Origin of the sequence: Streptomyces sp. TLI_55 (assembly GCF_900206255.1) — a bacterium.
In the GTDB taxonomy this organism is placed as follows: Bacteria; Actinomycetota; Actinomycetes; order Streptomycetales; family Streptomycetaceae; genus Streptomyces; species Streptomyces aquilus.
The window spans coordinates 1,927,183-1,946,330 of the sequence record NZ_OAOJ01000001.1 but is presented as its reverse complement, the minus strand read 5'-3'; the positions used below and the strand labels follow the sequence as shown (position 1 = coordinate 1,946,330).

Annotated in this window: 18 protein-coding genes; 5 read left to right on the top strand and 13 right to left on the bottom strand. The window is 71.2% G+C overall.

Annotation, left to right across the window (positions count from 1 at the left end; genetic code table 11):
- Positions 1-4: 4 nt before the first annotated feature.
- A complete protein-coding gene (locus tag CRP56_RS09060; protein ID WP_097262040.1) occupies positions 5-454 on the top strand; it encodes a GNAT family N-acetyltransferase in 450 nt (149 codons plus the stop codon).
- Positions 455-462: 8 nt separating this feature from the next.
- Here CRP56_RS09060 and CRP56_RS48310 read toward each other — a convergent pair whose 3' ends face one another.
- Positions 463-597 (bottom strand): hypothetical protein, encoded by a 135-nt coding sequence (locus CRP56_RS48310; protein ID WP_097262037.1) that lies wholly within the window; start codon positions 595-597, stop codon positions 463-465.
- A gap of 173 nt (positions 598-770) precedes the next feature.
- Between CRP56_RS48310 and CRP56_RS09050 the strand changes: the two genes are divergently transcribed.
- Positions 771-1,376 (top strand): class I SAM-dependent methyltransferase, encoded by a 606-nt coding sequence (locus CRP56_RS09050; protein WP_097273869.1) that lies wholly within the window; start codon positions 771-773, stop codon positions 1,374-1,376.
- On the opposite strand, the gene CRP56_RS09045 is transcribed toward CRP56_RS09050, so the two are convergent.
- Both CRP56_RS09045 and CRP56_RS09040 read right to left on the bottom strand, forming a co-directional pair.
- A complete protein-coding gene (locus CRP56_RS09045) occupies positions 1,373-1,876 on the bottom strand; it encodes a DUF402 domain-containing protein (protein WP_097262035.1) in 504 nt (167 codons plus the stop codon). The two genes, CRP56_RS09050 and CRP56_RS09045, sit on opposite strands and share 4 nt — an antisense overlap.
- Positions 1,857-2,786: a GNAT family N-acetyltransferase gene (locus CRP56_RS09040; protein WP_097262032.1), complete on the bottom strand. Its 930-nt coding sequence runs from the start codon at positions 2,784-2,786 to the stop codon at positions 1,857-1,859. The genes CRP56_RS09045 and CRP56_RS09040 overlap by 20 nt, the downstream gene beginning before the upstream one ends.
- 95 nt (positions 2,787-2,881) lie before the next feature.
- Between CRP56_RS09040 and CRP56_RS09035 the strand changes: the two genes are divergently transcribed.
- Entirely contained in the window at positions 2,882-3,253 is a 372-nt protein-coding gene (locus tag CRP56_RS09035; protein WP_179850974.1) for a GntR family transcriptional regulator, read from the top strand.
- A gap of 64 nt (positions 3,254-3,317) precedes the next feature.
- Here the strand turns inward: CRP56_RS09035 and CRP56_RS09030 are convergent, their stop codons facing one another.
- Positions 3,318-4,040, bottom strand: a complete 723-nt coding sequence (locus CRP56_RS09030) for a DUF72 domain-containing protein (RefSeq protein ID WP_097262030.1) — start codon at positions 4,038-4,040, stop codon at positions 3,318-3,320.
- 18 nt (positions 4,041-4,058) lie between these two features.
- The gene (locus CRP56_RS09025; RefSeq protein WP_097273865.1) at positions 4,059-5,153 is read right to left on the bottom strand and encodes a DUF5925 domain-containing protein; all 1,095 of its coding nucleotides are present in this window, start codon (positions 5,151-5,153) and stop codon (positions 4,059-4,061) included.
- Between the two features lie 159 nt (positions 5,154-5,312).
- Here CRP56_RS09025 and CRP56_RS09020 point away from each other — a divergent pair, with 159 nt between their 5' ends.
- Positions 5,313-6,734, top strand: a complete 1,422-nt coding sequence (locus tag CRP56_RS09020) for a GH39 family glycosyl hydrolase (RefSeq protein WP_097262027.1) — start codon at positions 5,313-5,315, stop codon at positions 6,732-6,734.
- A gap of 21 nt (positions 6,735-6,755) precedes the next feature.
- Here CRP56_RS09020 and CRP56_RS09015 read toward each other — a convergent pair whose 3' ends face one another.
- The 7 genes from CRP56_RS09015 to CRP56_RS49070 form a co-directional block, all read right to left on the bottom strand.
- Positions 6,756-10,562, bottom strand: a complete 3,807-nt coding sequence (locus CRP56_RS09015) for a lipopolysaccharide biosynthesis protein (protein WP_097262024.1) — start codon at positions 10,560-10,562, stop codon at positions 6,756-6,758.
- Complete coding sequence (locus tag CRP56_RS09010) at positions 10,555-11,346, bottom strand: polysaccharide deacetylase family protein (RefSeq protein ID WP_179850973.1); 792 nt, start codon at positions 11,344-11,346, stop codon at positions 10,555-10,557. Before CRP56_RS09010 ends, CRP56_RS09015 begins: the two co-directional genes overlap by 8 nt.
- Entirely contained in the window at positions 11,343-12,329 is a 987-nt protein-coding gene (locus CRP56_RS09005) for a glycosyltransferase (RefSeq protein WP_097262019.1), read from the bottom strand. Before CRP56_RS09005 ends, CRP56_RS09010 begins: the two co-directional genes overlap by 4 nt.
- The gene (locus tag CRP56_RS09000) at positions 12,326-13,147 is read right to left on the bottom strand and encodes a glycosyltransferase family 2 protein (RefSeq protein ID WP_097262017.1); all 822 of its coding nucleotides are present in this window, start codon (positions 13,145-13,147) and stop codon (positions 12,326-12,328) included. Before CRP56_RS09000 ends, CRP56_RS09005 begins: the two co-directional genes overlap by 4 nt.
- Before the next feature lie 377 nt (positions 13,148-13,524).
- Positions 13,525-14,622, bottom strand: coding sequence for a GNAT family N-acetyltransferase (locus CRP56_RS08995; RefSeq protein WP_097262014.1), 1,098 nt, complete (start codon positions 14,620-14,622; stop codon positions 13,525-13,527).
- Between the two features lies 1 nt (position 14,623).
- On the bottom strand, positions 14,624-15,031 hold the full coding sequence (locus tag CRP56_RS08990; RefSeq protein ID WP_257040321.1) for a hypothetical protein: 408 nt from the start codon (positions 15,029-15,031) through the stop codon (positions 14,624-14,626).
- Between the two features lie 166 nt (positions 15,032-15,197).
- Positions 15,198-16,409 (bottom strand): S8 family peptidase, encoded by a 1,212-nt coding sequence (locus CRP56_RS49070; RefSeq protein ID WP_097262012.1) that lies wholly within the window; start codon positions 16,407-16,409, stop codon positions 15,198-15,200.
- Positions 16,410-16,725: 316 nt separating this feature from the next.
- On the opposite strand from CRP56_RS49070, the gene CRP56_RS08980 reads away from it, so the two are divergent.
- A complete protein-coding gene (locus CRP56_RS08980) occupies positions 16,726-17,520 on the top strand; it encodes an SGNH/GDSL hydrolase family protein (protein ID WP_097262009.1) in 795 nt (264 codons plus the stop codon).
- A 3-nt stretch (positions 17,521-17,523) separates the two neighbouring features.
- On the opposite strand, the gene CRP56_RS08975 is transcribed toward CRP56_RS08980, so the two are convergent.
- On the bottom strand, positions 17,524-19,113 hold the full coding sequence (locus CRP56_RS08975; protein WP_097262006.1) for a serine/threonine-protein kinase: 1,590 nt from the start codon (positions 19,111-19,113) through the stop codon (positions 17,524-17,526).
- Positions 19,114-19,148: the final 35 nt, after the last annotated feature.

The window sequence follows — 19,148 nt, the reverse complement described above, 5'->3', positions numbered from 1 at the left end:
GCGCATGACGAACGAGGAGATCCGGCTCGCCGGCCCGGCCGACGTGCCGAGCGTGAAGGCCGTGACCGATGCCGCCTACCACCACTACATCGAGCGCATCGGTGTGGTGCCGCAGCCCATGGAGCGGGACCACGCCGCGGCCGTGGCGGCGGGGCAGGTGTACGTCACGGGCGATCCCGTGACCGGTCTGGTGGTCGTCGAGGAGCGCGCGGACCATCTCCACCTCGACAACATCGCCGTCCACCCCGACGCCCAGGGCACGGGCGTGGGAGGACGGCTGCTGCGGTTCGTGGACGCACACGCGCGTGCGCTGGGCCTGCCCGAGGTCAGGCTCTACACGAACGCGCTGATGTGGGAGAACCAGAAGATCTATCCGAAGTACGGCTACGAGGTCGTGGAACGCAGAGTGGATGGGCCCTATGACCGCATCCACTACCGCAAGCGACTGGGCTGAGGCCGCCGTCACCCGTTCGGCCACCAGGTGCGCGCGATGTCCTTTCGCACCTCCGGACGTCCTGCGGGGCGCTCTTCGGCCTCCTCGCGGATCCGGCGGGCGTCCGTCCTCTTCAGGGGCTTCTGCACGGTTGTACGGCGCATGGCTGCCTCCTTCAAGGCCCACCGAGTTCCGCGTTCTCACGGAGGTAGACCCTTTTGGGGAGACTTACTCATCGGCGGCGATCTGTCAGTGGCGGTCATCACGATTTCGACTGGCTTTCGAGCGATGTTCCGGCGCCGTCTGATTGTCAGTGGCGGATGCCAGGCTGGTGACCATGACCGATCACACTGCGGACGGGGTGGACTGGAACGCGCAGGCCGCCTCCTTCGACGAGGAACCGGACCACGGCCTGCGCGACCCGCGCGTGCGGGCCGCCTGGGCCGAGCGGCTGCGCTCCTGGCTGCCGGGCCGGGCCTGTGACGTACTCGACCTCGGCTGCGGCACCGGCAGCCTGTCGCTCCTCGCGGCCGAACAGGGACACCGCGTCACCGGAGTCGACAGCGCCCCGGCGATGGTGGATCTCGCCCGCGCGAAACTCGCGGGCCGTGACGCCGCGTTCCTCGTCGGTGACGCGGCGGCACCGCCGGTGGGGGAGCAGCGCTTCGACGTCGTCCTCGTACGGCATGTGCTGTGGGCGCTGCCCGACCCCGGCCGCGCCCTGCGCCACTGGCGGCAGCTGCTGCGCCCCGAAGGCCGGCTGGTCCTCGTCGAGGGCGTCTGGGGCACGGTCAGCCCGGTCGGCATACCCGCCGCCCGCCTCACCGCCCTCGTCGAGCCGCTCGCCGGACAGGTGCGGGTGGAGCGGCTGTCCGACGATCCGGTGCTGTGGGGGAGGGCGGTGGAGGACGAGCGGTACGTGGTGGTGGCGACGGCGGCCTAGGACTGGAGGAGCGCGTCGAAGCCCCCGCCGCGGGCCAGCTTCTCCAGTTCGTCCAGGGCCGCCACGGCCGCGGCCGCCGCCTCGGGGTCCCGCTCCGCCAGACCGCTCTCGGCGAACTCGTCCTCGTCCAGGCGCAGTACGTCCGTGCCGTCGGCCGAGCGCCACAGGTCGAGGTCGAGGTCCTCCACGACCAGTTCGGCGCCGTCGCGCACGGCCGGGCGGGTCACGTCGCAGTACCAGCCCTTGAGCGTGCCGTCGCCGGCGCGGACCTCCTTCACGGCATACCAGCGATCCCGCCAGTAGTGCTCCGTGAACACGTCCCCGGGTTCGAAGCGGACGAAGCCGAAGTCACGGACGCCCTCGCCCGCCCAGGGCGCGCGGACGGTGACGTGGTTGCCGTCGTCCAGCAGGAGCTCGCTCCGGTAACGGATCTTCGTCCGGCCCGCCTTGACCAGGACGACCTCCAACTCGCCCGCTCGTTCAGCCGAGTTCCCGGACATACCGCACCTCCGTCGCCGCCGTCTCGTACCCGAACCACTTGTTGATCGCGATCATGGGGCCGTTGCCCGCGTCGTTGCCGGTGACGGCCTCCGTGAACCCCGCGGCGCGGGCGCGGTGCAGGGAGTCGTTCTTGGCGAGCTTGGCCAGGCCCCGGCCACGGAAGTCACGGGCCGTGCCGGTCATGACGGTGCCGTAGCGGGCGCGCCCGTCGGTGCGGGCCAGGCTGAAGGCGGCGAGGCGGCCGTCGACGACGGCGACCGTGGTCAACTCGTGGTTGATCAGGGGGTGGTGCCAGGTCTCCCGCAGCCAGGCCTCGTAGTCGGTGAACTCGTTGTCGACGTCGCTCGGTTCGTCGGCCACGGTCGCCGCGTCCAGCTCGAAGAGGGGGCGGGGGTCGGCCGCGAAGTCGGCGCCGGTGCGCAGCTCGACGCCGGGCGGGGGGTCCTGCAACGGGGGCAGCGTGCCGTTCGCGAGGTCCAGGAGGAGGAAGTGCGCGGAGCGGCTCGCGCGGTAGCCGCGGCGTTCGGCGAAGGCGCGGTTGGCCGGTGCGTCGAGGACCCAGGCGTACAGCTTGCTCACGCCGAGCGCGGCGAGATGCTCCTCGGCGGCGTTCACCAGCAGCGTGCCGGCACCGCGGCCGGTCCGCTCCGGGTGCACGTACACGTTGACGTAGCCCTGGCCGGGCTCCGGGCTGTCGTAGATCAGGCCGACCTGTGCGGTGCCGATCACCTCGCCGTCCTCCTCGGCGACGAGGGGGCGGTAGTGGGCGTCGGGATGCATGTGGGTCAGGTCGTAGGCGAGGGAGTCCGGGGAGTACAGCATGAACGGGAGGGCCAGGTCACGGACCCGGACATAGGCCTCCAGGTCGGCTCGGGCGTCGGCGCGCAGCTCGCGCACGGTCACAGTCATGTGAGCGGACGCTACGGGTGAGGAGGGCCGGGCTGCCTCCCATTTTCCGGTGGGCTTGCGGCGGGGTGACGGGGCGGTGCGGAAGAATCGGGGGCGTGACCTTGAAGATCGACATCGACGACAGCGCGCCGTCGTACGAGCAGGTGCGGGCGCAGATCTCCGAGCAGGCCCGGTCGGGGGCGCTGCCGGTCGGGTACCGGCTGCCCACGGTGCGGGGACTGGCCGAGTCCCTGGGGCTCGCCGCGAACACCGTCGCCAAGGCGTACCGGGCGCTGGAGAGCGACGGGGTGATCGAGACGCGGGGGCGCAACGGGACGTTCGTCGCGGCGGCGGGCGCGGCGGCGGAGCGTGAGCTCGCGTCGGCGGCGCAGGCGTACGCCGAGCGGGCGCAGCGGCTGGGCGCGGACCGGGACGCCGCGCTGGCCGCGGTGCAGGATGCGTTGCGGGCGGGGTACGGGGAGGGCTGAGGGCGGTTCGGCACCGCCGGGACGCGCCGTCGGGCTGAGCGCCGCTGCGGCGGAGAAGAAAGGATCACCGGAGCAGGTGCTCGAAGGTCCGCGCGTTCTCCACCGCCGCCGCGTTCGGGTCGTTGTTGAAGTACGCGTACACATCCTCCTCGGCCGACCAGGTGTCCTCGATGCGGGCCGCCCAGGTCTCCAGTGAGCGCCTGCCGTAGCGCGGCCAGTCCTTCGCGCGGCCCTCGTGGAAGCGGACGTAGCCCCAGTCCGCCGTCCGCCACAGCGGGGTGACCGGGCGGGCGCGGACGTCGGCCCAGCACAGGGCGGCGGAGCGGGACTCCAGGACCTCGCGGACCTCCGGCGTCCACCAGGACGCGTGCCGGGGTTCGACCGCCACCCGCGTCCCCAAGGGGAAGCAGGCGAGGCAGGCGTCCAGCAGCTCCGCGTCGGCCTTCAGGGTCGGCGGGAGCTGGAGGAGCACCGGGCCGAGCCGGGCGCCCAGCCCTTCCGCGTGGCTCATCAGCCGGTGGACCGGCTCCTCGGGGTCCTTCAGGCGCTTGATGTGGGTGAGATAGCGGCTCGCCTTCACCGCGACCACGAAGTCCGCCGGCACCCGCTCCCGCCATGCCGCGAAGTTCTCCCGGGACGGCAGCCGGTAGAAGGCGTTGTTGATCTCCACGGTCGGGAAGTGCGCGGCGTACTCCTCCAGCCAGCGCCGCATCGGGCAGCCGGCCGGATAGAGGGCGCCGCGCCAGTCCTTGTACTGCCAGCCCGACGTGCCGACGTACCGGGTCATACGTCCATCAAAGCACCGTCACAGATACAGGCCCGCGTCCACCCCGTCCCGCGGCTCCGGCAGCGCGGTCGGGGAGGTGCCCCGGCGCAGCGCGTACAGCTCCGCCAGCGTGGCGCCGTCGCGGCCGACGCCCTCCTCGGAGCCCAGCCAGCCCACCGCCTCCGCCCGGGTCAGCCGCCCCACCTCGATCCGGGCCAGACAGCGGCCGGGGCGGACCACCGCGGGGTGCAGGCGCTCCAGGTCCTCGTTGGTGGTGACCCCGACCAGGACATTGCGCCCCTGGCCCAGTAGGCCGTCGGTGAGGTTGAGCAGCCGCGACAGGGCCTGGCCGGCCGTGTGCTTGGCCTCGCCGCGGATCAGTTCGTCGCAGTCCTCCAGGAGCAGCAGCCGCCAGCGGCCCTTGCCCGTCGCGTCGTCCTCGCCGATCGCGATGTCCATCAGATAGCCGACGTCGGAGAAGAGCCGCTCGGGGTCGAGGACGCAGTCGACCTGGCACCAGTCCCGCCACGAGCGGGCCAGGGTGCGCAGGGCCGAGGTCTTGCCGGTGCCCGGCGGGCCGTGCAGCAGGAGCAGCCGGCCCGCGATGTCCTCCGGGGTGGTCTTCATCAGCCGGGTCATCGCGTCCGCGACCGGCGCGGTGTAGTTCTCCCGCACCTCGTCCCACGTGCCCGCAGAGATCTGCCGGGTGGTGCGGTGCGGGCCGCGGCGCGGGGAGACGTACCAGAAGCCCATCGTCACGTTCTCCGGCTGGGGTTCGGGCTCGTCGGCCGCGCCGTCCGTCGCCTCGCCGAGCACCTTCTCGGCCAGCTCGGCGCTGGTCGCCGTCACGGTGACGTCGGCGCCGCGGTTCCAGCGGGAGATCAGCAGGGTCCAGCCGTCGCCCTCCGCGAGCGTCGCGCTGCGGTCGTCGTCCCGGGCGATGCGCAGCACCCGGGCGCCGGGCGGCAGCAGGGACGCGCCGGACCGCACGCGGTCGATGTTGGCCGCGTGCGAGTACGGCTGCTCGCCCGTCGCGAAGCGGCCGAGGAACAGCGCGTCGACGACGTCGGACGGTGAGTCGCTGTCGTCGACGTTGAGCCGGATCGGCAGAGCGTCGTGTGGGTTCGCAGACATGCTCGCCATGATCCGGCACGAGCACGCCGATCGCACCCGGTTTCCGTAGTGCGTCCGGAGTGTCGGATGGGACCTTTTGCTTCGCTTCCGTCCTGTTACACAGCTGTGCATTCACAAGGCCTGCCCCAGCTGCGCTTCCCGCGTCTACTGTTGCCCTCAATGGGACGTCATGGGTGGAATTCGGGGGCGCTGCGGTGGCGGCTCACCGCACTGCTCGGTGTGGGCGCGGCCGCTGTGGCCCTGGCCGTGACCCTCCTCAACACGCTGCCCGGCAACGGGGCGAGCACCGACGGCACCACGAGCAACGGCAGCAGGGCGCACGGCACGCCCACCAGCACACCGGACGCCGAGACCCCGGACGTCGGCTGGGGCTTCACCCACACCCAGCACAGCGCCGACGAGGGCAGCGCCACCGCCGTCGAGCGGGTCGAGGGGCGGATCGCGGACGTCGGCGGGCTGCCGCAGAACCAGCACCTCATGGGCTGGGGCGCCGACAACCCCGAGCCGGTCAAGGGGCGTTACGACTTCGCGGACATGGACCGGCGCATCGACTTCATCCGCGCCTCCGGCTCCACCCCGGTCGTCACGCTGTGCTGCGCCCCGGACTGGATGAAGGGCGGCGAGCCGGGCGTCGGCAACACCGACTGGAGCCAGTCCGCGCTGGAGACCGCCCCTCAGCCCGCGCACTTCAAGGACTTCGCCGCGCTCGCCGCGACCGTCGCCAAGCGCTACCCGGACGTCCGCCACTTCATCGTCTGGAACGAGTTCAAGGGCTTCTGGAACGACTCCGAGGCCCGCTGGGACTACGAGGGCTACACCAAGCTCTACAACCTCGTCTACCAGGCGCTGAAGAAGGTCAACCCGGCCATCATGGTCGGCGGGCCGTACCTCGTGATGGACAGCGTCGACCCGCGCTCGGAGGACGCGTCCCCGACCTTCAAGGGGCCGTGGGGCGCCATGGACCAGCGCATCCTCGACGCCTTCGACTACTGGAACAAGAACAAAGCCGGCGCCGACTTCGTGGTCGTGGACGGCTCCAGCTACACCAACGACGACGAGATGCTGCCCGACGAGTTCGCGGCGACCGACAAGTTCACCGCCGTCAGCCAGTGGGTGCGGCAGCGGACCGGCAATCTGCCGCTGTGGTGGGCCGAGTACTACGTCGAGCCCGCCGACGCCCAGGACGAGCGCGAGGGCTGGTCCGAGGACCGCCGCGTCGCCGTCCAGGCCGCCGGGATGATCGCCCTCGCCAAGGGCGGCACCACGTCCGCCCTCTACTGGAACCCGGAGAACGAGAAGGGCACGGACTGCGCGGGCTGTCTGTGGACGCCGACCGACGGGAAGGACGGCGGGCAGGAGCTGCCCATGTTCGACCTGGTCAGCCGGTTCGGCAAGGCGTTCGGGCCGGGCACCGACTTCGCGACGGTGTCGGTCGCGGCGGACGACGTGCCCAACGTCCGTGTCCTCGCCACCGACAAGACCGTCCTCGTGGTCAACACCCTGGACCGGCAGATCAGCGCGAAGGTCGACGGCAAGCGGTTCGACATGGCGGCCTATGAGGTCAAGTGGCTCACCCGGTAGCCCGGCTGAGCCACTGACCCCTCACTTCATCGTCAGGAACCGCTGCACCAGCGAGGCGAACAGCACCGCCAGCAGCGGCAGCGAGAACCAGAAGCTGCTCTGCAGCCAGCGCAGTTGCCGCACCCCCGGCCGCACCGCGACCCGGACCACCTCACGTGCGGTCAGCAGCACGATCAGCGCCAGCGCCGCGAGCCCGCCGACCACCGACCACGGCGTCCAGGTCACCTGCGGCCCGATCGGCCCCGGGTCCGCCTTCACGACCTTGCCCGCGGGCTGCTTGGCCAGCGCGTACAGGGTGACGTCCGCGTTGACGAAGACCTTCCTCAACTCGGTTCGCTGGTCGAGGTTCTCGACCAGCCGCGGCTCCCAGGACGTCGAGTAGCCGACGTCCATCTCCAGATATGTGACCTGACTGCGGTTGATCATCAGATACGAGTTCGGCCCCGCGTCCTTCAACGCCTTGACCAGGCTGGACACCAGCACCGGGTCGGTGGGCGCCAGCGTCGGCACGTACTCGACCTTCTCCATGTCCCGCGCTCCCCACGGCATCGCCGGTGTCACGTTGTCGACCGTGTCGTTGCTCAGCCACAGCAGCCGTACCGTCGGATCGTCGTGGGCGTACACGTACTCCATGGCGGTGACCTCGCCGGGCCTGATCCGCTCGAACGGTTCGTTGCCCCAACGGGCCACCAGGAAGCCGAACATGAGCAGCAGACCCGCCAGCACCGCGGCCAATGGCGCCAGGCTCACCCGGTCCTTGTCGCGTTCCTTCGCGGTGACGCCGGTGCGCGGGAACAGCGCGAGCCCCATGAGGAGGGCGGCGCCCGGCAGGGCGAACATGAAGACGCGCAGCGCCATCTCACCGCCGTACGACTGCATGCCGAAGCCGAGGAACGGTACGAAGGTCAGGACGAGCAGCGAGCGCTCCCGGTAGTGGTGGTCGCGCCGCCGCCACCAGCCCCAGCAGGCGAAGGCCAGCACGCCTCCGGCGAGGGCCACGCGCGTGTAGAGGACGAGCTTGTGCGAGGAACTGCCGCCCTCGATACGGCCCGACACCGACGACGACACATTGCCGCCGACGCCGCCGACCCCGCCGAACAGGTCGTCGAAGTGCCCCGACCAGTACGGCTCGGCCATGAAGCCCACCCACGCCGCCACCAGCACGGCGAACAGGATGGGCAGGCCGCGCAGTTCGGACCTGCCGGTCAGGACCAGGGCCGCCAGCACGCCCAGCATCACGAACGGGGTGAGCTGGTGGGCCGGGACGCTCGCCGCGAACAGCCCTATGACCACCATGAGGAGCACGGCCCGCTGACGGCGGTCGGTCGGTTCGACCTCCACCTCGCCGGGGCGCTTCTTCGTCCAGATCACGCGCGGGGCGCGGAAGTAGACGAGGAGGATCGCCGCGAAGACCAGGTAGAGGAGGTAGGTGAAGCCCTGGGGGGAGAAGTAGTCCTGGCCGACCCAGCCGGACAGCACGAACACCCACAGGCCGGTCCACTTGGCCTTCCAGCTCGCCCGCATCGAGCGCACCAGCAGGAACATCGGGGCCAGATAGAGGAGTTGGATGGCCAGCGGCCACCAGCGGATGAGCTCGGTGAAGTCCGTGACCCCGCAGGCCTGGGCGACGAACGCGGCCGCCGCGAAGAAGCCGGGCCAGCTCCAGCGCGCGTCCAGGTCGGGCACCGCCGACCCGGTCCGGTCGATGTAGTCGAGGAAGCCCAGATGCTGCCAGGCGGTCGCGAAGCGGGGTTCCGTCTCGATCACCGCGGGCAGCGCGTGCAGGGACACCACGGTCGCGAGCAGCGCGATCAGCAGCAGCGCCTTGTGCTCGCGGTTCAGCCACAGCAGCGAGCCGAAGGCCACCACGAGCAGGGCCGCGCCGAGCAGGGTGGTCTTCGGCAGCACCGAGATCAGCCCGAGCCCGCCCATCCGGTCCAGGTCGGTCTCGCCGAGGCGCAACGCGGGCACCCAGTAGAGCAGGAGTGCGGTGGTCAGCAGACAGCCGAGGATCACGCCGACGCGCGTGGGGTGGAGCCGGTCGCGCCAGGAGAGAGGCGGGTCCGGGTCGGGGGCCGGTTCCTCGTCGAGCTGTACGGTGCCCTCTTCTCGTACCTCCGCCTCGTACGGCTCGAACGGCGCGTCCACCTCCGCGTCCGGTGTCTGCACCGGGCCCAGGGACGCCTCCGACCCGGGTTCCCGTTCCTCCACCGGCAGCCCCACCTCGGGCAGTTTCTGCGCCCAGGTCGGCCGGTGCGGTGCCGGGCGGACGGCGGGGAAGCCGGTGGGCGGGGTGCCGGGGCCGGGGCGGACGTCCGGGCGGCGTTCCAGGTGGTCGAAGTCGACGTGGATGCCGAGGGCGAGGGTGTCCTGGTCGAGCGCCCAGGCCGGCCCGCGCCTGCGCGTGCCCGACGGGAGGGGGGCCTCGCGCGTTCCCAGGTCGGAGAGGTCGCCGTCGGGTGCCGTGTCCTCGGGGACGGCATCGGCCGGCGCGGCCCGCACGGTCCTGTACAGCTTCGGCGCGGCGATCGCCACGATCACCGCGAGCGAGGAGATCTCGGCGACGCCCGCGCCGGTCAGCCCCATGCGGGGGAGCAGGATCAGCGTGAGGCCGAGCACCAGGGCGCACAACAGGCCCTGCAACCAGGCGAGTCCCGCGGTGCGGCTCTGCGCGCGCAGCACCGCGAAGTACGTCTCCATGACGACCCGCAGCACCGCGCCGACCGCGAACCAGCGCAGCAGCGGGGTGGCCGCGTCGGCGTACCCAGAACCGAAGACGCCGAGGATCCAGGGCGCCCCGAAGAACAGCACCCCGGCGACCGGCAGCATGATCCGCGCCATCCGCTTGAGCGCCGCCCGGGTGTTGGCGGCCAGCCGCCCCGGATCGTGCGAACCCTCGACGGTCAGGGAGGCGCCCATGTTGATGGCGAGCAGGTTGCAGGTGCCGCCGATGGTGGTGGTGATGTAGAAGTACGCGTTGTCCTCGGAGCTGACCTGTGAGGCCACGATCACCGGGACGAGATAGACGACGGCCAGCGAGAACAGCGAGCCGGTGTAGTCGCCGGCGAGGAACCGGCCGACCTCCCTGACGGTCGGCGGGCGCGCGTGGTCCTCGGTGGCCTTCACATGCCGGGGCACCAGCCGCCGGAACACCAGCCAGCCCAGCGGCAGCACCGACACCGCGATCGCCGCGACCCACGACACGAAGACACCGGCCGTCGGGATCGCCACCGCGAACGCGACCAGCAGCCCCAACTTGACGGCGGAGAACACGGTGTTGCCGAACGGCACCCAGATCGCGCTGCGCAGCCCGGTCAGCACCCCGTCCTGGAGGGTGAGCAGGTTCCAGGCGACGACGGCCGCGATGAAACCGAGCCCGTTCACCGTCCCGTGCAGGAAGCGGTACGACGGCCCCCACATGTCCAGCGTCAGCAGGAAGACACCGGCGGCGAGCGCCACGAGCACCGAACTGCCCGCGTACGTACGGAAGATGAGCCGTCCGGTGGCGCGGCCAGAGACCGGGATGAAGCGGGCCAGGGCGCCGGTCAGGGTCACCGCGGTCAGCCCCGCGAGGAACTTCATCGCGGCGATCGCGGCGGAGCCCTGGCCGACCGCGGACTCGGAGTAGTAGCGGGCGGCGGCCAGCCAGAAGCCGAGGCCGAGCACGGCGGAGATACCCGTGTTCAGCATCAGGGCGTAGGCGTTGCGGAAGAGTTGATTGCCGCCGGACGGGCGCCCCATGCCGGGCAGGCGCAGCCGGCGCCCCGACTGCTGGGGCGCTTCGGTCGCGGGCTCGGTCGACTCGGTGGTGGTCGTCGTGTCAGACACGGGAACGGATGGCCTTCCGGCGGACCTGGCGTGCTCTTCGGACCATGGCGTATCCCTTGGTGAACGCGCGGTCCCGGGCGAAGGTACGGGCGATGGCCCGGCCTTCGATCAAGCGCTGGAACTCCTCGGCGTCCGTGGCGCGGCGCACGGTGACCCGCAGCAGCGCGTACGGCCCCTGCCGGCGCCGCGCGAGTCCGTTGCCGACGGCGAGGGCCTGGGCGTACCCCGTCTCGCGGACCCGCTCGCGGACCCGGCGGCTGGAGTAGCCGTAGGGGTAGGCGAACGAGACCGGGGCGGCGCCGAGTTCGTCGGTGACGATCTCCTTGCAGAGGATCAGCTCGCGGCGCAGGCTGTCGTCGTCGAGCTGGTCGAGCTGCGGGTGGGTGTGGCTGTGCCCGCCGATCTCCACGCCCTCGGCGGCGAGTTCGCGCACCTGCGGCCAGTCCAGCATGGTGTCCAGTGCCTTGCCGTTGTCGTGCGGGCCGCGCAGCCACGCCGTCGACACGAACAGGGTGGCGGCGAAGCCGTGCTTGGCGAGCACGGGCAGGGCGTGCCGGTGGACGCCCTCGTAGCCGTCGTCGAAGGTGACCAGGACGGGGCGCTCGGGCAGCGGGCGGCCGTCGCGCCAGTGCGCCGCGAGCTGGGCCGTGGTGATCGGCGTGTGGCCCAAGTCCCCGATGAGGTCCATCTGTTGGCCGAAGGCCTCGGGCGTCACCGAGAGGTCGCGGGTGGCGTCGCTCGGGTCGGTCGCGATGGCGTGGTACATGAGGATCGGCACGCTCATCTCGGTCCCCCTTCGATCGGCGCCACCTGGAACGCGGCGCCCCCCTTCCGGGTCCGTACGCTCCCCACGACGTACCCGCCGGCAGCCGTCAGCACCCCCGCGACGATCGCGCCCGCCCGCCCCGCGCCGCCCGGCCGGGCCAGCACGGCGTCGCGCAGCCCGCGGGCCACCCCGGCGGGCAGCACCCGGGTGGCGTACCGGCGTTCGGACTCAAGCCCCTTGCTCGCGCCGACACTTCGGGCCACCAGCGCCTTCGACAGGCCCTCGGCGTAGGCGCGCGTGCGGAAGTACCCGAAGTGCTCACGCGCCTCGGGCACCCGGTGGTGGATCACCGCGCGGTCGTCGATCAGCAGCACCGCGTCCGGTCTGGCCCGGCTGAGCCGGATGCACAGCTCCGTCTCCTCACAGCCCAGCGGGCGCTTGTCGCCGTCGCGCCCGATGCCGGTGGCGAACCCGCCGGCCGCGTCGAACGCCGTACGCCGGAACGAGGCGTTGCCGCCCAGGACGTTGCGCACCCGTACCCGGCCCTCGGGCAGGCCCTTGTAGGTGCAGCCCACCACCCAGTCGAACTCCGCCGGGAACCAGGCGGGACGGCGGCCCGACGCCCAGATCGGCAGGGTGCGCCCGCCGACGGCCATCACCTTCGGGTCGGCGTACCCGGCGGCGAAGTGGCGCAGCCAGTCGCGCTCGGCGACGGCGTCGTCGTCGAGGAAGGCGATCACCTCGCCGTACGAGGCGGCGATGCCGGTGTTGCGGCCCGCGGACAGGCCTCGGGGGCCCGCGTTGGCGAGCACCCGTACCTCCGTGACCTCCTTGTACTCCTTGGCCAGCCGGTCCAGGAGCGCCGGATTGTGGTCGACGACCAGCAGTGTCTCCCGCGCCGGATACGACTGCGCCCGCACCGAGGAGACCGCCGCGAGGATGTCCTCCCAGCGGTCCTCGGTGTAGACGCAGATCACGACGGAGACGTCGGGACCGCTCAAGACACCTCTCCCCGGACCGAGTCGAGCAGCGGGGAGTGGTGGGCCTGGCGGCGCAGCTCACGCCGGTTGGAGCGCTCGCCGAGGATCACCTTGAGCACCCGGAACCCGTCGCGCACCGCGCGAAGATTGCTCGCGCCGTGGATGCGGAGGTACTCGTAGCTCGGTATCTCCTGCACCTTCAGGCCGGCCTTGACCACCCGGATGTTGATCAGGGTCTCGATCTCGAAGCCGGTGCAGTCGAGGTCGATCTTGTCGAGGCAGTGCCGCCAGAACGCGTTGTAGCCGTAGCAGAGATCGGTGTAGCGGGCGCCGAACTTGCGGTTGACGATCGTGCACAGCGCCCAGTTGCCGAGCTTGCGGATGAAGGTCATGTCGTCGGTGCCGCCGCCGTTGGCGAAGCGGGAGCCCTTGGCGAAGTCCGCGCCCGAGAGCAGGGCGGAGACATAGCTGAGGATCTCGTTCCCGTCGGCCGAGCCGTCCGCGTCGACCATCACGATGATGTCGCCGGTGCACGCCTCGAACCCGGTGATCAGCGCGTCGCCCTTGCCCTTGCCGGTCTGCCGGACGACCTTGACCTCCGGCCACAGCTCGCGGGCCACCTCGACGGTGTCGTCGGTGGAGTTGCCGTCGACCAGGACCACTTCGTGGATCCAGTCGGGCAGCGTCTTGAAGACGTACGGAAGGTTCTCCGCCTCGTTCATGGCGGGGATCACGACACTTACCGGCGGCGCGATGGCCAGGTGAGTGGAGACGGGCCGGTACTTACCGGCTGTCGGCGGCTCCTGGCCCGTTGCCGCCGGGCGCAGAACAGAGCTCATGAGTCTGGTTCCCTCTCGTCCGGCTGGACCGCCCGCCCCTGGGCGACCCGGCTGCTGTCCGGTTCGAAAGGGGGGTTGTTTCACCTACGGCATGCCGAAAGGGATCTCCGAGCACGCCCGGGTGAGCTGGCAAAGCCTGGCCGACGAGGAATACGGTCGCCGGTCGCGCGGCACGACCCGGTCACCGGTGCGGTCACCGAGTACGGCACCCCCCTACCGCGCCCCGCGCCGGTCTGTCACGGTCCTTGAGCCCTCCCCTAGTACCGCTGACGACGGACCGATGCGGGTGAGATGTATGACGGTATTGACGATTGAACCCCTATGGCAAGACCTGGAACCAGGCCTCACGTTTTTGTTGGTTTGACCGTTACGGAGCCTTATTGGTTGTGCGAACGCAGCCTTCCAAATTTCTTGAGCATCCGGTCGGCCGGCGCGAACAGTTCCGGCCGGGACTGGACGGTGTTGCGCAGCGCCCGGACGGGGGCGCGGCGCGCCCGGTGCCCGATCGCGACCGGGTGACGCCGGGTCACCCACCCCTCCGACACGGTGATCTCCCGGGTCTTCAGGGCGTCCTTGTACTCCTTGTGCCCCCGGCCGAGATCGAGGTACGCGATCCCGTCGGCGGCGGCCGCCTCGGCCATCCGCAGATGCAGCACCAGCCCCGGCGAGTACTTCGCGTAGGCCGGGTCGTACGCCGGGAACCAGCACGCGAGGACCCGCTCGGTGCGCAGCCCGAAGTGCGCCGCGACCGGCCGGTCGCCCGCGTACAGCACCGACAGGATGCCCGCGAACGGCTCGGAACGGGTGTGGAACAGCTGCTGCACGAGCCGGCTGATCCAGTCGTGGGCGAACCGGTCGCTGCGCCCGGTCCTGCGGTACTGCGCGGACTTCCAGCTCATCAGGGTGTGCAGCACCGCCGGGTCGCGCTCGTCGTGGACGTACCGCACCCCGCCGGCGTCCCGGCCGAGCCGGCGTTCCTTGGCGAGCGTGGTCCGGGTGAACTTCGGTGCCTGGGACCGCAGATGGCACAGATAGGCGTCGTAGCCCTGGTCGACGTCCATGACCGGGGACGGGTAGCTTCGCCGGGCCCCCGCGGTGAACGGCTCCTGGGCCGCCACGAGGTGGTCGAACTCCCAGACGGCGAGCCCACAGGCGCGCAACAGCTCTCGCGTGTCGCACACGAACCCGGGCCGGTGGACCAGCCCCTGGGCGTCCGAGACGCCGAGGCCGACGGCCCGGCCGACTCCGGACGCGGTCCGCTGGAAGGGGAAGAAGGCGGCGGGCTCGCCGTCCTCCCGTACGACCGCGATCCGCACGCCCCGCCGGCACCGGCCGACGGCGAGCGTGAACTCGGGGGACAGGAACGGGTTCGCCAGCTCGGGCGAGCCCTGCAGATGTGCCTTGGACTGCAACGACGTCCACGCCGCCCGGTCGGCGGCGGTCAGCTCGCCGGGGCGGTACACGCTGATGTCCACGTCAGGCAGTCCGTCCCGGCCTCGTACGGCCGCGTCGCCGTCGTACCCACAGCAGCAGCAGGAGCAGCGCGCTGATCGCGGTCACCGCCACGACGCCGCCGCGGTAGGACCACCGGTGGGTGGCCAGCATTCCCTGCGCCACCAGCATGTTCACGACGACCGAGCTGGCCAGGGCGGTGAGCACCCGGGCGAGCGGTTCGAGGCCGCGCAGCGCGACGGCGAGGGCGACGGCGGGTGCCGTCAGCAGGAAGAACAGGGTGAACGGGCCGCGCAGCGGCGAGCTGGCGCCGGTCAGCGCGAGGAGCGCGCCGAACCCGCCGACGGCCGTGGCGGCGCCCGCGAGCAGCGGCGAGAGGTCTCTCGCCGAGCCTTGATCCTTTGGAGATGTCCTGATACGGATGGTCTGCATTGGCGACTTTGCCCCCTGAAGCGCCGGATGCCGGGCTTCAATGTGACCCAGGCGCGTGGCGGCCGTCAAGGGTCTGAGGACCTGTGGGGAGGGATGGTCCGGACCACGGGACGAGTGTTCCCCGGAGGCGCAAGTCGCCTCCGGGGAACGGAAGTTCACGTGTGGGCTACGGGACGACCTTGAGGAGCTTGTTCGGCGAGCCGCTGCCCGCGCTGGTGACCACGCCGGAGGTGGCGCCGTTCACCAGGGCCGAGGCGACCGTGGCCGGGGAGGCCGAGGTGTGGCCGGCGAGGTAGACCGCCGCGGCGCCCGCGACGTGCGGGGTGGCCATCGACGTGCCGGAGATGGTGTTGGTCGCGGTGTCGCTCGTGTTCCAGCCCGCCGTGATGGAGGAGCCGGGCGCGAAGATGTCCAGGACCGAGCCGTAGTTCGAGTAGCTGGCCTTGGCGTCCGTGCTGGTCGTGGCGCCGACGGTGATCGCGCTGGCGACGCGGGCCGGGGAGTACGAGGAGGCGTTGGCGGAGCTGTTGCCCGCCGCGATGGCGTAGGTGACGCCGCTCGCGATGGAGTTGGAGACCGCCGTGTCCAGCGAGGTGGAGGCCCCGCCGCCGAGCGACATGTTGGCGACGGCCGGGGTGGTGTGGTTGTTGGTCACCCAGTTGATGCCCGCGATCACACCGGCCGTGGTGCCCGAGCCGCTGTCGTCGAGCACCCGCACCGCCACGATCTTCGCTTTCTTGGCGACGCCGTAGGTGCTGCCCGCGATCGTCGTGGCCACATGGGTGCCGTGGCCGTTGCCGTCGGAGGCGGTGGTGTCGCCGTCGACCGCGTCGTAGCCGTAGGAGGCACGGCCGCTGATCTGGGTGTGGGTGATGCGCACGCCGGTGTCGATGACGTAGACCGTCACGCCGCTGCCCGCGCTGTCCGGGTAGGTGTACGTGCCGGAGAGCGGAAGCGCGGCCTGGTCGATGCGGTCGAGGCCCCAGGGGGCGCTGGACTGCGTGGTGTCGGTCAGCTTCACGACCTGGTTCTGCTCGACGTGGGCCACGGCCGGGTCGGCCGCGAGTCTGCGGGCCTCGGTCGCCGAGAGGGTGGCCGAGTAGCCGTTCAGCACGGTGCCGAACGTCTTCTTGACCGTGCCGCCGTACTCCTTGACCAGGTTCTTGCCCGCGGCCGAGCTCGCCTTCAGGCCGGCGGACCCGGACTTGAGCGTGACGATGTAGCTGTCCTTGATCGCGGTGGGGGAGTCGGCGGCAAGGACCTTGCCCTCGGCCGGGGCGGCCTGGGCGGGGAGGGTGGTGAGCCCGCCGACGAGGGCGGCGGTCGCCAGGCCGGTTATCGCGGCGAACCGGAGCTTCTTGCTACGCAGTTGTGCCATTACGAGGGAGTCCTCCTCATAGGCGACGCGCGCCGGGGTCGGGCGGGCGTCTGTGGGGGGTGCGCGCGTGATCGCGCACACGACCCGGAACGTCGCGTTCCCGTCTCGGGCTGAGTAAAGACTCGGTCATCTACGGGCGTGGCTCAAGGGTGTTGAGCACCCGTCAACAAACCTGTCATGCCCACGTAATCAAACACCGTGCGAACGCGCCGGGTCGCGGTGTGTACGACCTGAAAAGTCTTGGCATGGACACTTCCCGTCAACACGCGTAGTTGCTACGACGGTTGTGGCAGAGATCCTGCTAAAGGGAGGTTCCATGAGACGTTCCCGATTTGCCGCTTACGTCACCTCGCTCCTCCTCGCCGCCGGCGCCGCCCTCACCGGGGCGACCTCGGCTCAGGCGGCGACCGGCCCCTATGTGGCCCTCGGCGACTCCTACTCGTCCGGGGTCGGCGCCGGCAGCTACATCTCCTCCAGCGGCGACTGCAAACAGAGCACGAAGGCCTACCCCTACCTCTGGGCCGCCGCCAACTCACCCTCGTCGTTCAGCTTCAAGGCCTGCTCGGGCGCTCGAACGGGTGATGTTCTGGCGAACCAGCTCGGCACCCTCACCACCAGCACGGCGCTCGTCTCGATCAGCATCGGAGGCAACGACGCCGGCTTCTCCGACGTCATGACGACCTGTGTGCTCCAGTCCGACAGCGCCTGCCTGTCCCGCATCAACACCGCCAAGGCGTACGTCGACTCGACGCTCCCCGGACAGCTCGACTCCGTCTACTCGGCGATCCGCAGCAAGGCCCCCAACGCCCATGTGGTCGTCCTCGGCTACCCGCGCTTCTACAAGCTCGGCACCACCTGCGTGGGCCTGTCAGAGACCAAGCGCTCGGCGATCAACGGCGCCGCCGACTACCTCGACGCCGCCGTCGCCAAGCGCGCCGCGGACCACGGCTTCACCTGGGGTGACGTCCGCGGCACCTTCACCAACCACGAGATCTGCTCCGGCAGTTCGTGGCTGCACAGCCTGAACTGGCTCAACATCGGCGAGTCGTACCACCCCACCGCGGCCGGCCAGTCCGGCGGCTATCTGCCCGTCATGAACAGCGCGGCCTGAGCCTCACTCGGTAGCAGTCGGAGAGACGGAGGCCCCGCCCGTCGGGGTCTCCGTCTCGCACGTCACCGAGAACGGCACGGAGTTCGACGTCCGGTGCTGCGGATCGCGCACCTCGACACTGATCTCGTTCCGATACGTCCCGCTGTCGTCGTACGTCGTCACGAACGCCGTGTCCTGCTTGGACTTGCCGCCCCCCTCGGAGAACACCAGCGTCTTCCAGCCCTGGTCCATGACCTTGCCGTCCTTGGACTTCCAGCGGTACGTCACCTGCGCCGGCAGCCGGCTCACCGTGATCGTCGCCGTGAAGGAGGGCGCCTCGGACTGCGCCGGCGGACACGTCCCCGCGTAATCCGTGTGCGCGCCGGACAGCACGACCTGCACGGTCTGCGGCGCGGGCGCGCTCGTGGTGGGGGTGGCCGGCTCGGACGACGAGGGCGGCGGCGCCTCGGTGTCCTGCCCCGGCGAACTGGCCGTGGTCTCGCTCCGGCTGGTGCTGCTGCCGGTACGGGCGTCGCCGCCATCGCCGTCGCCCCGGTTGAGCAGGGCGTACGTCAGCCCCGCTGCCGCCAGCGCCAGAGCGGCGACGCCCGCGATCAGGACGACCGCGGCACGGCGGTTGCGCTCGGGAGGCTCGGGCGCCGTCGTCGGCGCGGCCCGCGTGGGAGCCGTGGGCGGCAGCGGCGCCGTCGGCGGCTCCTCGCGGTGTCCGGCGAACGTCGGTGTATACGGAAGGGGCCCCGGCGGGACCGCGCCCGAGCGCAGCGTGCCTCCGGCCGCGATGATCCGCAGATCCTGCTCGGCGCGGTCGGCGGGCAGCCGCTCGGCCGGGTCCTTGCGCAGCAGCCCCTCGATGACGGGGGCGAGCGGACCGGCCCGGTGCGGGGTCGGCAGCTCCTCGTCGACGATCGCGCGCAGGGTGCTCAGCGGGGTGTTCTGCCGGAACGGGGAGTTGCCCTCGACCGCCGCGTACAGCAGCACGCCCAGCGACCACAGGTCCGACTCCGGACCCGGCGTACGCCCCAACGCCCGCTCCGGGGCCAGGAATTCGGGCGAGCCGATCACCTCGCCGGTCATCGTCAGCGCCGAACTGCCCTCGACCATGGCGATGCCGAAGTCGGTGAGCACCACCCGCCCGTCGTTCGACATCAGCACGTTGGCCGGCTTCACGTCCCGGTGCAGCACCCCCGCCTCGTGCGCCGCCCGCAGCGCGGAGAGGATCTCGGCGCCGATGTGCGCCGCGCGCTGCGGCGACAGCGGGCCCTCGGCGTCCAGCACGTCGGCGAGCGAGACGCCCCTGACCAGCTCCATGACGATCCAGGGGCGGCCGTCCTCGGTGGCCACGTCGTACACCGTCACCACGTTCCGGTTGGCGACCCGGGCCGCGGCCCACGCCTCCCGCTCAAGGCGGGCGTACATCCGCTCCACCTCGGAGGCCGGCAGCCCGGCCGGTGCCCGCACCTCCTTGACGGCGACCTCGCGGTGCAGCACCTCGTCACGGGCGCGCCACACGGTTCCCATGCCGCCCTCGCCGAGCGGGGACAGGAGGCGGTACCGGCCGGCGATCAGACGTTCACGGCCCGGCTCTTCGGACACGGGCGTCCCCCATTCGCAACGTTCGCAGCGTTCGC